This window comes from Alloyangia pacifica, assembly GCF_900116195.1.
GTDB lineage: Bacteria > Pseudomonadota > Alphaproteobacteria > Rhodobacterales > Rhodobacteraceae > Salipiger > Salipiger pacificus.
In genome coordinates, this window is record NZ_FOZW01000008.1 from 92,543 (window position 1) to 105,675 (window position 13,133).

The 13,133-nt window shown below is 69.5% G+C and carries 14 protein-coding genes; 4 read left to right on the forward strand and 10 right to left on the reverse strand.

The window, feature by feature from the left end; all coding sequences use genetic code 11:
* Positions 1–41 precede the first annotated feature (41 nt).
* The gene (locus BM397_RS17195) at positions 42–767 is read left to right on the forward strand and encodes an SDR family oxidoreductase (RefSeq protein ID WP_092427066.1); all 726 of its coding nucleotides are present in this window, start codon (positions 42–44) and stop codon (positions 765–767) included.
* Between the two features lie 9 nt (positions 768–776).
* Positions 777–1,508 carry an SDR family oxidoreductase gene (locus tag BM397_RS17200; RefSeq protein ID WP_092427069.1) on the forward strand — a complete coding sequence of 244 codons (732 nt, stop codon included), beginning with the start codon at positions 777–779 and terminating at the stop codon, positions 1,506–1,508.
* 19 nt (positions 1,509–1,527) lie between these two features.
* Here BM397_RS17200 and BM397_RS17205 read toward each other — a convergent pair whose 3' ends face one another.
* Genes BM397_RS17205 through BM397_RS17250 form a run of 10 tightly spaced genes read right to left on the reverse strand, consistent with a single transcriptional unit; the run spans position 1,528 to position 10,874 of the window.
* On the reverse strand, positions 1,528–2,580 hold the full coding sequence (locus BM397_RS17205; protein ID WP_092427072.1) for an ABC transporter ATP-binding protein: 1,053 nt from the start codon (positions 2,578–2,580) through the stop codon (positions 1,528–1,530).
* On the reverse strand, positions 2,573–3,526 hold the full coding sequence (locus BM397_RS17210) for an ROK family protein (protein ID WP_092427075.1): 954 nt from the start codon (positions 3,524–3,526) through the stop codon (positions 2,573–2,575). Before BM397_RS17210 ends, BM397_RS17205 begins: the two co-directional genes overlap by 8 nt.
* The gene (locus tag BM397_RS17215) at positions 3,523–4,224 is read right to left on the reverse strand and encodes a ribulose-phosphate 3-epimerase (protein WP_218124891.1); all 702 of its coding nucleotides are present in this window, start codon (positions 4,222–4,224) and stop codon (positions 3,523–3,525) included. Before BM397_RS17215 ends, BM397_RS17210 begins: the two co-directional genes overlap by 4 nt.
* A 9-nt stretch (positions 4,225–4,233) precedes the next feature.
* On the reverse strand, positions 4,234–5,022 hold the full coding sequence (locus BM397_RS17220) for an alpha/beta fold hydrolase (RefSeq protein ID WP_092427081.1): 789 nt from the start codon (positions 5,020–5,022) through the stop codon (positions 4,234–4,236).
* Complete coding sequence (locus BM397_RS17225; protein ID WP_092427084.1) at positions 5,019–5,840, reverse strand: sugar phosphate isomerase/epimerase family protein; 822 nt, start codon at positions 5,838–5,840, stop codon at positions 5,019–5,021. Before BM397_RS17225 ends, BM397_RS17220 begins: the two co-directional genes overlap by 4 nt.
* Complete coding sequence (locus BM397_RS17230; RefSeq protein ID WP_092427087.1) at positions 5,840–6,904, reverse strand: Gfo/Idh/MocA family protein; 1,065 nt, start codon at positions 6,902–6,904, stop codon at positions 5,840–5,842. Before BM397_RS17230 ends, BM397_RS17225 begins: the two co-directional genes overlap by 1 nt.
* A complete protein-coding gene (locus tag BM397_RS17235) occupies positions 6,901–7,731 on the reverse strand; it encodes a sugar phosphate isomerase/epimerase family protein (protein WP_218124892.1) in 831 nt (276 codons plus the stop codon). The genes BM397_RS17230 and BM397_RS17235 overlap by 4 nt, the downstream gene beginning before the upstream one ends.
* A 2-nt stretch (positions 7,732–7,733) precedes the next feature.
* Positions 7,734–8,609 (reverse strand): carbohydrate ABC transporter permease, encoded by an 876-nt coding sequence (locus BM397_RS17240; RefSeq protein ID WP_092427093.1) that lies wholly within the window; start codon positions 8,607–8,609, stop codon positions 7,734–7,736.
* On the reverse strand, positions 8,606–9,535 hold the full coding sequence (locus tag BM397_RS17245; protein WP_092427096.1) for a carbohydrate ABC transporter permease: 930 nt from the start codon (positions 9,533–9,535) through the stop codon (positions 8,606–8,608). Before BM397_RS17245 ends, BM397_RS17240 begins: the two co-directional genes overlap by 4 nt.
* A gap of 10 nt (positions 9,536–9,545) precedes the next feature.
* Entirely contained in the window at positions 9,546–10,874 is a 1,329-nt protein-coding gene (locus BM397_RS17250; protein ID WP_092427099.1) for an ABC transporter substrate-binding protein, read from the reverse strand.
* 207 nt (positions 10,875–11,081) lie between these two features.
* Between BM397_RS17250 and BM397_RS17255 the strand changes: the two genes are divergently transcribed.
* Together BM397_RS17255 and BM397_RS17260 are read left to right on the forward strand one after the other, a co-directional pair.
* A complete protein-coding gene (locus BM397_RS17255; protein ID WP_256218761.1) occupies positions 11,082–12,194 on the forward strand; it encodes a Gfo/Idh/MocA family protein in 1,113 nt (370 codons plus the stop codon).
* Complete coding sequence (locus tag BM397_RS17260; RefSeq protein ID WP_092427105.1) at positions 12,191–13,129, forward strand: alpha/beta hydrolase; 939 nt, start codon at positions 12,191–12,193, stop codon at positions 13,127–13,129. The genes BM397_RS17255 and BM397_RS17260 overlap by 4 nt, the downstream gene beginning before the upstream one ends.
* Positions 13,130–13,133: the final 4 nt, after the last annotated feature.

The window sequence follows — 13,133 nt, forward strand, 5'->3', positions numbered from 1 at the left end:
CGGACACGCGGGCCATGCCGCCCGCCGGAGGGAGGAGAGACATGAGCAAACTGACAGGAAAGGTCGCCGCGATCACCGGCGGAGCCTCGGGCATCGGGCTGGCCTCGGCCGAGGCGATGCATGCCGAGGGCGCGACCGTGGTGCTGGTCGACCGCGATGAAGCCGCGCTGAAAAAGATCGTCGCCCGGCTCGGCGAACGGGCGATCGCGCAGGTGACCGACCTGCTCGATCCCGCAAGCTGCGACGCGATGGTGCCGCAGGTGCTGGAGAAAGCCGGGCAGATCGACATCCTGCATTGCAACGCCGGCACCTACATCGGCGGCGACCTGACCGAGACCAGTCCCGCCACCATCGACCGGATGCTGAACCTCAACGTCAATGCAGTGATGAAGAACGTGCACGCGGTGATCCCCCACATGACCGGGCGCGGCACCGGCGACATTGTGGTGACCTGTTCGGTCGCCGGGCATTCGGCGATCCCCTGGGAGCCGGTCTACTCGGGTTCGAAATGGGCGATCACCTGCTTCGTGCAGACCATGCGGCGGCAGCTTTTCAAGCACGGCGTCCGCGTCGGGCAGGTCTCGCCGGGGCCGGTGATCTCGGCGCTGCTGGCCGACTGGCCGGAGGAGAACCTGCGCAAGGCGAAGGAGAACGGCAGCCTAATCGAGCCCGAGGAAGTGGCCGAGGCAGTGCTCTTCATGCTGACGCGCAAGCGCACGGTGACGATCCGCGACGTGATCGTGCTGCCAACCAACTTCGACATCTAGGGGGCGGGCATGGCTGATCTGTCGGGGCTGACCGCCCTCATCACCGGCGCCGCGGGCGGCATCGGCACGGCCATGGCCGAGGGCTTTGCCGCTGCCGGAGCGCGGCTGGCGCTGGTCGACATCCGCGACGCCTCGGAGCTTGCCGCGCAGCTTGGGCCCGAACACCGCGCCTTCACGCTCGATCTCGAGGACCCCGAGGTGATCGCCGCACGCACCGCCGAGATCGGCGAGGCGATGGGCATCGACATCCTGGTCAACAACGCCGGCCACGGCGTGATCTTTCCCGCCGAAGAGCCGCAGGTCGAGACATGGGACCGCACCATGCGGATCAACCTGCGCGCGCCATGGCTGCTGGCGGCGGCGGCCCTGCCCTATCTCAAGGCCTCGGGGCGCGGGCGGGTGATCAACATCTCCTCGCAGGCGGGCGTGGTGGCTCTCGACGAGCACGCCGCCTATGGCGCCAGCAAGGCCGGGCTGATCCTGTTGACCAAGGTGCAGGCCTTCGAATGGGCCCGCCACGGCGTGACGGTGAACGCCATCGCCCCCACGGTGGTCGAGACCCCGATGGCCGCGGTCGGCTGGTCCGGCGAAAAGGGCGTGAAGGCCCGCGCCGAAATCCCCGTGGGCCGCTTCGCCAAGCCGCGCGAGATCGCTGCCGCGGCGCTCTATTTCGCCTCGGAGGATGCCGCCATCGTCACCGGCGAGACGCTGATGGTCGACGGCGGCTTCACCATGCGCTGAGGCCGCTCCCGGGCCCGCGTCACGCGGGCTCGGGCAGGGCAGCGGGGATCGCGACCCGGCGCTCCTCGCGATCAAAGAGGTGCAGTCTCGCGCGCTCGGCGCCGAGCGACAGCCTGTCCCCCGCGCGCCCCTCGAAGCCGCCATCCGTCTGCACCACCAGCTCGGTGCCGTTTGCGAGTTCGACGTGCAGGTTGGTCAGCCCGCCGAGCCGCTCGACGATCCGCAATGTGCCCTGCCAGCCGATCGCGCCGTCGGCTGCCGGTCCGATGACGATATGCTCGGGACGAATGCCCAGCGTGACACCCGCGCCGGGCAGCCGCAGGTCTGCGGGCAAATCACTGACCGGCAGGAAGTTCATCTTCGGCGCGCCGATGAACCCCGCGACGAACATGTTGGCGGGCCGGTTGTAGAGCTCCATCGGCGCGCCGACCTGCTCGATCCGGCCGTCGCGCAGCACCACGATCTTGTCGGCCATGGTCATCGCCTCGGTCTGGTCGTGGGTGACGTAGATCATCGTCGCCTGCAGCCGCTCGTGCAGCCGCATCAGCTCCAGCCGCATGTTCACCCGCAGCGCCGCGTCGAGGTTCGACAGCGGCTCGTCGAAGAGAAACACCTTGGGGTCGCGCACGATGGCGCGGCCGATGGCCACCCGCTGGCGCTGCCCGCCCGAGAGCTCGCGCGGGCGGCGGTCCAGCAGGTGCCCCAGTTCCAGCACCTCGGCGGCGGCGCGCACCATGCGGGCGCGCTCCTCCTTGGGCACCTTGGCGACGCGCAGCGCGAAGCCCATGTTCTCCTCGACCGTCATGTGCGGGTAGAGCGCGTAGCTCTGGAACACCATGGCAAGGCCGCGGTCCATCGGCTCGCTATCATTCTCGCGCCGCCCGTCGATCAGCAGATCACCCGAGCTGATCGGCTCCAGCCCCGCGATCATCCGCAGAAGCGTGGACTTGCCGCAGCCCGAGGGGCCAACGAAGACGACGAATTCGCGGTCGCGCACCTGCAGGTCCACGCCCTTGATGACCTCAAGCGCGCCAAAGCTCTTGCGCAGGCCCTTCAGTTCCAGATCAGCCAAGTTTCCTCTCCCTCCCGAGATCCGGCAGGGACTGCCGGACGATATGTGCCATGCCGACCAACCCCGCCGCGTCGCCGAGCGCGGCGCTCAGCAGCGGCGTTTCGCGGTAGCTGGGCATCGCCGAGCGCGCGATTTCGGCGCGGATCGCCGGCTCCAGCAGGTCGAAGCCATTGGCCAGCCCGCCGCCCATCACCAGCACGTCCGGCGCGTAGAGATGCAGCAGGTTGGCAAAGCCGCGACCCAGCCAGCGCCCGTGCTCGGCGACGAGCCGTCGCGCCAGCCGCTCGCCGCGCCGCGCGGCCTCGATCACGTCCCGCCCGCTGGGCGGCGGCGTGCCATCCTTCCGCGCGCGCATCACCCGCGCCGCGCGCCAGCCGAGCGCGGTGCCCGAGGCCAGCGCCTCGAAACAGCCCTGCGCGCCGCAGGCGCAGTCGGTGCTGTGCTCGGCGATCTTCATGTGGCCGATCTCTCCGGCCAGGCCGCCGCGTCCACGCAGCACGTGGCCGTCGACGATCACCCCGCCGCCGATGCCGGTCGAGACGGTGACGAAGACCAGCGATCCCGCGCCCTGCCCCGCGCCGTAGAGCTGCTCGCCCACCGCCGCGGCATTGGCGTCATTCTCCAGCAGCACCGGCAGGCCGAGCCGCTCTCCGAGAAGCGCGCTCACCGGCACGTCGCGCCAGCCGAGCAGCGTCGGCGGTGCCAGCATCCGGCCGCCCGGCGCGTCCAACGGCCCCGGCGCGCAAAGCCCCGCCGCCTGCGGCGCCACCCCGGTGTCCCGGCATCGCAATGCCAGGGCACAGAGCCCGTCCAGCACGGCACCGACCCCCTCGCGCGCCGGGGTCGGCGCCTCGACCGCGGCCAGCCGCGTGCCGTCCGGCGCCAGCAGCGCGGCGCGCATGCGCGTACCGCCAAGGTCGAAGCAGAGGACGGGCGCGGCGCTCATGCCAGCTGCGCCCCGAGCCCGCGCAGCCAGTCGAAGCGCGCCGGAAGGTCCTCGGCGCCGAAGGCCAGGGAGCCCATCACCACGGTGTCGGCCCCGGCCGCCCGCAGATCCGGCACGGTGGTCTCGCGGATGCCGCCGTCGGCGGCGATCAGCACCTTCTCCAGCCCGCGCGCATCGAGCCGGCAGCGCAGCTGGCTGATGCGCGCACAGGCCTCGGGGTCGAGACCCGCGCCCTTGATGCCGATGCGCGTGCCCATGAGCGTGACCATTGCCACCTTCGAAAGGAACGGCTCGAGCGCCTCCAGCGGTTGCTCGAGCGTCAGCGCGACGCCCCCTGCAATGCCCCGCGCGGCAAGCATGTCGAGCGCCTCTAGCCCGTCCGGCCCTGTCTCGGCGTGCACGGTCACCAGGTCCGCGCCGGCCTCGGCGAACTGCTGCGCCTGCGCGACGACGATGTCGCCCTGCGTCATCAGGTGCACGTGCACCGGGGCCTGCGCCGCCTCGGCGATGCGGGCCACGAGGTCGGGAAAGAACAGAAAGCCAGGGGTGAAGCGCGCGTCGGCCACGTCGATGTGAAGGATGTCGCCATAGGGCGCGATCCGCGCCATGTCCTGCGCAAGGTTCAGCAGGTCGGCGGACCAGAGCGAGATCTCGGCCAGCAGGCGGTTGCGGGGGAGCGTGTCGGGAAACGAGGTCATGGCCATCTTTCAGTCGAGCTGTGCAAGGAAGTCGGAAATGGCCGCCCTCGCGGCCTCGCGATGCGCCTGCGGATCCGCCGCCTTGTCGGGCAGCGGCTTGAGTATCGCCTTTGGCAGCAGCCCCGCGAGTTCGGCGGCGAGCGCCGCCGGGTGGATCCGGTCGCGCGGGGCGGAGAGGACCAGCGCAGGCATGTCGAGCGAGGCGATCTGTGCCTCGGTCAGCCCCGGATCATCCGCCGCCATGGCGGCCAGCACCGGCGCGAACGCTGTCGCATCGGGGCGGGTGAAATAGCCGCGCAGCGAGGCGAGGTTGTCGGGCGCCTCCGCCATGTCCTGCGCCAGCGCGGTGCCGTCCAACCCCGTCTCGCCAGCGCCGAGGCGCCGCGCGACCTCGGCCACGGGCGCCATGTTGTCCCGCACGGGCCCCGCGCCCCAGGCGGGGCGCAACAGGATCAGCCCGCGCACCCGCTCGGGCCGTGCCACCGCCAGCTTCAGCGCCAGCGCCGCGCCCATCGACACGCCGCCGAGCACCAGCGCGCTGCCAGCCTCCTGCGCCAGGAATGCCCCGAGGTCTGCGGCGAACTGTTCGAAACTCCAGCCGCCGGGCCCGAGTTCGGATCCGCCGTGCCCGCGGCATTCCAGCGTGAGACGCGTGGCGCGCGCATCCTCGGGGAAAAGCCCGGCCACCTGTGCCTCGTCACCGCCAAGCCCGTGCTGGAACAGCACCTTTGGGCCCGACCCGGCGCGGTAGCAGGCGAGGCGCGTGCCCTGCCGGGTGATCTCGCCGACCGTGCTCATGCCAGCCAGGCCTCCATGCGTCGCGCGGTCCGCGGCACCTCGTCCAGGGTGATGCCATGGGTGACCAGCGCGCCCTCGTAGCCCGCCGCTGCAAGCCGCAGCACGAAGTCGGGAAAGTCGACGGCCCCCTCGCCGGGCGGCACCACCGCGCCCTCGGGGCTGCGGTCCTTGGCATGGGCGAGCCCGAGCATCGGTGCCGCTTCGGCCACTGCACGGGCGACGGTCTCGCGCACCTCGGCGGGAGTGCCGGTCTCGAAAAGGTTGGCGGGATCGAGGATGATGCGCAGCCGGTCGGTCTGCAGCTCGCGCGCGAGGCGCAGCGCGTCGGAAACCTCGCGCACCACGTTGGCCTGCTCCGGCTCGATGCCCAGCACCACGCCCGCGCCCTCGGCCATCTCGGCCAGCTGCGCCATGCAGGCGCGCATGTCGGCCCAGGCCTCGGGGGAGCTGTTGTCCGGATGCGGCGCCCATTGATCGGCGGCGTTGCGGCTGCCGGTGCAGAGGGTGACCATCGGGATGCCTGCCGCTGCGGCGCAGCTGATGACCCCGCGCAGGCGGGTGACCCCATCATGCCGCAGATCTACGTCGGGATGGGCGAGATTGCAGGTACCCGAGAGCGCGGGGAGCGAGACCGAGCTGGCCTCCGCCGCCGATCGCAGGGAGCACGAGACGCTCCCGGGCACTGCCGCGGGCACCGGGTCGAGCCCGGCACAGGCGAGGTTGAACTGCGCGGCGGAAAAGCCAGCATCGCGCACCTGTTTCAGCACCGCGAGCGGGTCGCTGCCGGGAAATGTCTTGGCGAAAATGCCCGCCTGCATCACACCGCCCCCGTCACATCCGCCAGAGCCACCCGCGCGCCGCCCTGCCGCACCGAGCTGGCTATGGCGGTCATGGCGCGGATCGAGGCGATGCCGTCCGCGACCCCCGCCCCGCGCATCGGCGCGCCCTCGAGGATGGTGTCTGCGAAGCCCTCGAGCTGCCGGCGGAAGAAATGCCCGTCGGCGGCCAGGGGGACCCGGGCCGTGGCGTCCTTCTCGTGGAAGATCTGCACCTCGGACGAGCGGAAGTACCAGGGGTTGAAGGTCTTGGCGAGGATCGAGCCGTTCTCGCCGTACATCTGGAAGCCCTCGTGCCAGTCCATGCGCACGGCGACGGTCAGGTCGAGATGCCCCAGCGCACCATTGGCGAACTCGGTCTCGACGAACCAGCACCACATGCCCGCGCGCTCCAGCAGCCGGGCGGTGACGGCGGTGATCTCGCCGCAAAGGAAGCGCGCGGTGTCCACAAGGTGCGAGCCATGCGCCAGCATGTAATACTGCCGCTTGTCCGCTTTGGGGTCGCCCGCCGGCTTGCGCGCCCGCGCCGAGAGGATCGGCTTCGGCTGGATCGCGTCGGTGTTGGTGTAACGGTGGGTGCTGTCGCAGTACCACGCCTTCAGCGCGATGATCTCGCCCATCTCGTCCCGCACGAAATCACGGGCCGCCTCCAGCGCCGGATCGAAGCGTTTCATGTGCCCGACCTGCAGCACCTTGCCGCTGGCCCTGACCGCTGCCGCCAATGCCTCCCCCTCCTCGACGGTCACGCCGATGGGTTTCTCGCACAGCACGTGTTTGCCCGCCTCCAGCGCACGCAGCGCGGCGGGGACGTGGAAGGCGTCCGACGTGGCGATGATCACCGCGTCGAGCGCCGGATCGGCGAGCATCTCGTCGTACTCGGCGTAGGCATCGCCGGGCTCGTAGGTTGCGCGCATCCTCTCCAGCAGGTCCGGCGCGGCGTCACAGATGGCGTGCAGCCGGGCATTGCGGGCCTTCACGCAGGACTCGAAATGGGCGAATTGCGCGATCGGGCCGCAGCCGAGGATGCCAACGTTGAGCTCGGTCATTGCGCTGCCTCCGCCGCGAGCGTATCGCGCAGCGCAGCGTGGTTGGTCGCGACCGCCGCGGCGGGATCGCGCCCCGCCTCCTCGGATTCCTCCTCCAGCACCAGCCAGCCGTTGAAGCCGGGGGCCGCCGCGGCGAGCCGCGCCACTTCGGGCACGTCCACCACGCCCTGCCCCAGCATCGCCCAGTCCCCCGCGGCATCCACGTCCTTGAGGTGCACGTAGCGGATACGCTCGCGCCAGCGGCTCATCGCGTCGCCGACGCTCTGGCCGCCGCGCAGGATGTGGCCGGTATCCGGCACCCAGCCGACGCGCGGGTCCATGCGCTCGAAGATGGCGGCGTAATCGGCCTCATCATAGATCAGCGTGTCGTGGTGCGAACTGGGGTGCACGGCAAGCGGCACCCCCTGCTCGGCGGCGACCGCGAAGCTCTCTGTGTAGACCTGCGCGGCGATGTCGTATTTCTCGGCGCGTTCACCCGGAGACATGACGGTGGCCGAGCCCATGGAGATCAGCGCGCCGGGGAAACGGGCGACGAAGCGCGCGGTCTCGGCGATGCGCGCGACATCGGCGGCCACCTGATCGGCCCCGCAATAGCCGCTCGGCGAGGCGACGGCATAGGCGACCAGCGTCAGCGCGTTGCGCTCGAGCGCAGCGGCGAAGGCCCCGGCGTCACCCATGTAATGGCCGATCATCTTGTCGGTGATCTCGATGCCGGTGTAGCCCGCAGCCGCGATGGCCCGCAGCAGGTCGTCCGGCCCGCCGGTCCAGCGCGGCCCCAGCATCTCCCAGGTGAAGGTCTGGCAGCCGAGTTTGAAGTCACAAGCCATTGTCATTCCTTGATACCGCCTTGGGTCAGCCCTTCGATGATGTGGCGCTGGAAGACCAGCACCAGCAGGATGAGCGGCGCGGTCACGATGGCCGAGGCCGCCGCGATGTCGCCCCAGGGCACGAAGTAGAGGTTGGTGAAATTGGCGATCCCGACGGGGATCGTCTGGTGGTCGATGTTCGAGGTGAAGGCGAGCGCGAACAGAAACTCGTTCCACGCCGTGATGAAGGCCAGCAGCCCGGTGGTGACGAGGCTGGGCAGCGACATCGGCAGGATGATGAACCAGTAGATGCCGATGGCGTGCAGCCCATCCATCCGGGCCGCCTCGTCGATCTCGCGCGGGAGCGTTTCGAAGTAGCCGTACATCACCCATGTGACCAGCGGCAGCACCAACGCGATGTAGACGAGGATCAGCGCGGTGTAGGTGTCGAGCAACTGCAGCGCCGAGGCGACGATGTAGAGCGGCCCGACAAGGGTGATCTGCGGGAACATCGACACCGACAGGATCACCATCAGGATGCCGTAGCGCCCGCGGATGTCGAGCCGCGACAGGGCAAAGGCGGCCAGCGAGCCGATGGCCAGGCACAGGAAGGTCGTCGCCAGCGACACGATCAGCGAGTTCAGCACGTAAAGGTGCAGCTGCTTCTCGACGAAGACGTTGTAGTAGTGCTCCCAGGTGAAGGGGTCGGGGATCAAAGTGGGCGTGCCCGAGGTCAGCGCCTTGTCGAGCTGGAACGACGTGGCGAACTGCCAGACGAAGGGCGAGGCCGACCACAGCAGGATCATCAGCGCACCGGCGTAGAGCAGAGCGCGGCGCAGGAAACCCCTGCCCGGCAGGGCGCTGGCGGCGGTTGCGGCGGAAATGGCGGTCCGGGTCATGACACCCTCCGGATCGTGCGCACCAGCCAGAGGCAGAGGATCCCGGCTAGGATCGCCTCGGTGATGAACATCGCGGTGGAAACGGTAGAGCCGTAGCCGAACTCCAGCGTCGAGAAGAGTTCCTTGTAGGCCAGGGTCGAGAGCGTCTCGGTGCTGTCGGCGGGGCCGCCGCCGGTGAGCACGTAGACCAGGTCGAACACCCGGAAGGCGTCGAGCGCGCGGAACAGCCCGGCGATCAGCAACGTCGGCATCAAGAGCGGCAGGCGGATCGACCAGAACACCGTCCAGCCCCGCGCGCCGTCCATCCGTGCCGCCTCGGTCAGCGACTTGGGGATGGTCTGCAGGCCAGTCAGCAAGAGCAGCGCCATGAAGGGGGCGGTCTTCCAGACGTCGGCGATGATCAGCGTGGTGAGCGCGGTGTCGGGATTGCCGTACCAGTTGATCTTGGCGTCGATGATCCCGAGGTTCATCAGCAGCCAGTTCACCACCCCGTTCTGCCCGTCGAAGAGCCAGCCGAACATCTTCGAGGTGACCACGGTGGGCATCGCCCAGGGCACCAGCATCGCCGCGCGCACCAACCCGCGGCAGGCAAAGCGCTCGTAAAGCACCAGCGCCATGCCGAGCCCGATCAGCGTCTCCAGCAGGGTCGAGGCGAAGGTGAACCAGACCGTGTGCCCCCATGCGTTCCAGAAGCGGGCATCGGACAGCAGGCCGGTGTAATTCTCCAACCCGACGAAATCCGACTGCCGGGTGATCAGCGAGGTATTGGTCAGCGACAACCGCAGCCCCTCGAGGATCGGCCAGAAGGCGACCGCCCCGATGGCGAGGAAGGTCGGCAGCAGCAGCAGCCATGGCCAGACCCAGCGCGGCATCGCCGGGCGGCGGCGGGCAGAAAGCTCTGCCCGCGCCGTGTGGGTTCGTGTCATGCTCACGGGATCAGCCGACGATCTTGTCCAGCTGGCCCGACAGCGCGGTCATTTCCTTCTCGACCTCGCCATTGACCAGCGCCTTCGAGATGCCGGACTGCAGCGCCAGGGTGACCTTGGCATACTCGGGCGTGACCGGGCGCGGCGTGGCGCCGGTGAAGACCGGTCGCAGGGTGGCCATGAAGGGCTGCTTCTCGTTCAGCTCTGCGTCGTCGAAGAGCGCCGGGCGGCTCGGCCCGAGGCCGAAGTTCAGCGCGATGCGCTTCTGCTGCTCGGGCGCGGACATCCACGACATGAATTCCCAGGCCGCATCGCGCTCCTTGGTGTTGGCGTTGAGGCCGAGCTGGTAGCCGCCGAGCGTCGAGGCGCTCTTGCCGCCGTCGAAATGCGGCAGAGGACCGGCACCGACCTTGCCGACGATCTCCGAGACCGAGGGGTCCTGGGCGATCGGCCAGACATAGGACCAGTTGCGCAGGAACATCGACTTGCCGGCGGTGAACGGCTGACGAGAGGGTTCCTCGTCCCAGCTCAGCACGTCCGAGGGGCTGATCTTCATCTCGTTGATCGTGTCGTAGAGAAACTGGATCGCCTCGACCGCGGCGGACTCGCCGATGCGCGCGCTGCGCCCGTCGTCCGCGAGGATCGCGCCGCCATTGGAGGCAATCGCCTCGACCGCGTCGCAGACCAGCACCTCGGCCTGCTTGCCCTGCCAGAGGAAGCCGAACTCGGTATCGCCCGCCTCCATCGCCGCCTTGCCGATGCGCGCCATCTCGGCCCAGGTCGAGGGCACAGCCTCGCCGTATTGGTCCAGCAGGTCCTTGCGGTAGTACATCATGCCGGTGTCCATGAACCACGGCAGGGCGGTCAGCTTGCCATCCCATTTGCAGGCCGAAAGCGTGCCTTCGAAATATTTCGAGGTCATCTCGGCATCGACGAACTCGTCGAGCGGCAGCGCCCAGCCCGCGGCGGCAAAGCCGGCGATCCAGATGACGTCCTGCGAGAAGACGTCCGGAGTGCCGTTGCCACGGGCGAGCTGCTGCACGAGGCCCTGGTAGACCTCGGTCGAGGAACTGGGCGGCGGCAGCTCGATGTAGTCGACCATCACCCGGTCCTGGCTTTCGTTGAAGCTGTCCACCAGGTCGCCGAAGGTTTCGCTGCCGAAGAAGGACGCGGTCGCGAAGGAAATCTGCTTGCGGCCCGCGGCACGGGCCCGCGTCGGAAGGCCGAGCGCGGCGGCGCCGAGCCCTGCGGCACCGGTGGACAGAAAGGCCCGCCGGTCGAGCTGCGTGACATGGGCCGGCCCGGGCCGGCCGCCGGAATGCGGTGTCTTGATGGTCATGGTATCTCCTCCCAAAACGATGGCCTCCCAACCATCGATTTACTCACGGTTCTAAATTTTTTATCGCGCGTCAAGAAATAAAAAACTACAAGTGAGGAAGGGAGTCGTGATCGCGGCAGGAGACTTATGGACACGAGGGAGGAAAACTTGGGTCAGTCAGCACAGGGTTCTGTACAAGGGGCAGCGCGGGAAAACCTGCGCATCGGCGTGGTAGGTTGCGGCAACATCTCCGCGATTTACATGAAGAATGCCGGTATGTTCCGCCGTCTCGAAATGTCCGCCTGCGCCGATCTGCGGCCTGAGGCGGCGGCGACGCGAGCAGCGGAATTCGGCTTGCGGGCGATGACGGTGGACGAGATCTTCGACACCCCCGACATCGACCTCATCCTCAACCTCTCGGTGCCTGCCGCGCATCACGAGGTGTCGATGCGCGCGATTCGGGCCGGAAAGCACGTGTTCACCGAAAAGCCCCTCTGTGCCTCCGCCGCCGAGGCGCGCGAGCTGCTCGACGCCGCACAGGCAGCGGGGCTCTGCGTGGGGTCGGCCCCGGACACTTTCCTCGGCGCGGCGGGGCGCAGGGCCCGGCAACTGATCGACGGCGGCTCGCTGGGGCAGGTGATCACCGGCACCGCCTTCATGCTCGGGCGCGGCATGGAGCACTGGCACCCCAACCCCGCCTTCTACTACCAGCCCGGCGCCGGGCCGGTGCTCGACATGGGGCCCTACTACCTGACCATGCTGACCTACCTGCTGGGGCCGGTGCGGGCGGTCAGCGCCGCCACCTCCTTCGGTGCGAAGACCCGCACGATCACCGCCGAGGGGCCGCTGCAGAACACCAGCTTCGAGGCAGGCACCCCGACCACCGCGCTCTCGCTGCTCGAATTCCACTCCGGCCCCATCGTCACCTTCGGCGCCTCCTGGGACGTCCACCGCCATTCGAACATGCCGATCGAGCTGCACGGGACCGAGGGCTCACTTCGGTTGCCCGACCCGGACAATTTCGGCGACGTGGTGGCGCTGTCGCCGGGCGGCGCGGACTGGGCCGAGCACAGCTCCGAAGGCACGCCCTTCGGCACGACCAACTACCCGTTCGACGCCCCGGACAGGGCCAACTACCGGGCACTCGGCCTTGCGGAGATGGCCGAGGCGCTGGCGGAGGGCCGCACCCCCCGCGCCGGTGGCGCGCTCGCCTACCACGTGCTCGAGGTGCTCGAGGGCATCCTGCTGGCCGGAGAGCGCCGGGCGCGGATCGAGATCGCCTCCTGCCCGGAGCAGCCGGCACTTCTGGGCGAGGTGGCGGCGGAGGGGTTGCTGCGATGATCCGCGACACGCTTGCCCCCGGCGCCCGCGCCACGCTCGCCGCGCAGGCGCAAGCGCCGGGCCGTCCGTTCGAGCAGATGAGCGCCGCCGAGGCCCGGGCCGCCTTCGATGCCGGCTGGCCGCTGCTGCAGCTGCCCCCCGATCCGGCACTGGCCGAGGGGCCAGTGCCGATGCCGCTCGGCGGAAGCGCAGCTCTCTGCTGGCGCGGCTCGACGGCCCCCGCGCAGGGCGCACGCTGCATCCTCTACCTGCACGGCGGAGGCTGGGTGGTCGGCACCCCGGCCTCGCATGCGGCGATCTGCCAGAGGCTCGCCGCCGCCTGCCAGGCGGTGGTGGTCTGCCCGGACTACCGGCTCGCCCCGGAGCACCGTTTCCCTGCTGCAGCCGAGGACGCCATCGCCTGCCTTGGCGACCTGCCCGCATTGGCAGACCAGCTCGGAATTTCGGACGAGCGGATCGTCGTCGCGGGCGACAGCGCGGGCGGCAACCTTGCCGCCGTCGCAGCGCTGGCATCCTCGCGGGGAAGGTCCGCGCCGCGCCCGCGCGCGCAGCTGCTGTTCTACCCCAACGCCGATGCCACGCAGACGCACGAGAGCTACACCCGCTTTGCCGAGGGCTTCGGGCTGAGCGCCCGCACCATGCGCTGGTTCCGCGACCAATACGCCGCGCCCGAGGACTTTGACGACTGGCGCATCTCGCCGCTGCGCGCCGAGCTGACCGGTGCCCCGCCCGCCTTCGTGGCGCTGGCCGGGGCCGACATCCTGCATGACGAGGGGCGCGCCTATGCCGAAGCGCTGTCGGCGGCCGGGACCGAGGTCGAAACGCGGCTCTGGGCCGGGCACCTGCACGGGTTTCTCAGCCATTGCCGGTATGACCGCGCCGCCTTCGAGGCGATTGCCGCCGCCGCACAGTTCCTCGACCGGCTGGACGTCTGAACCG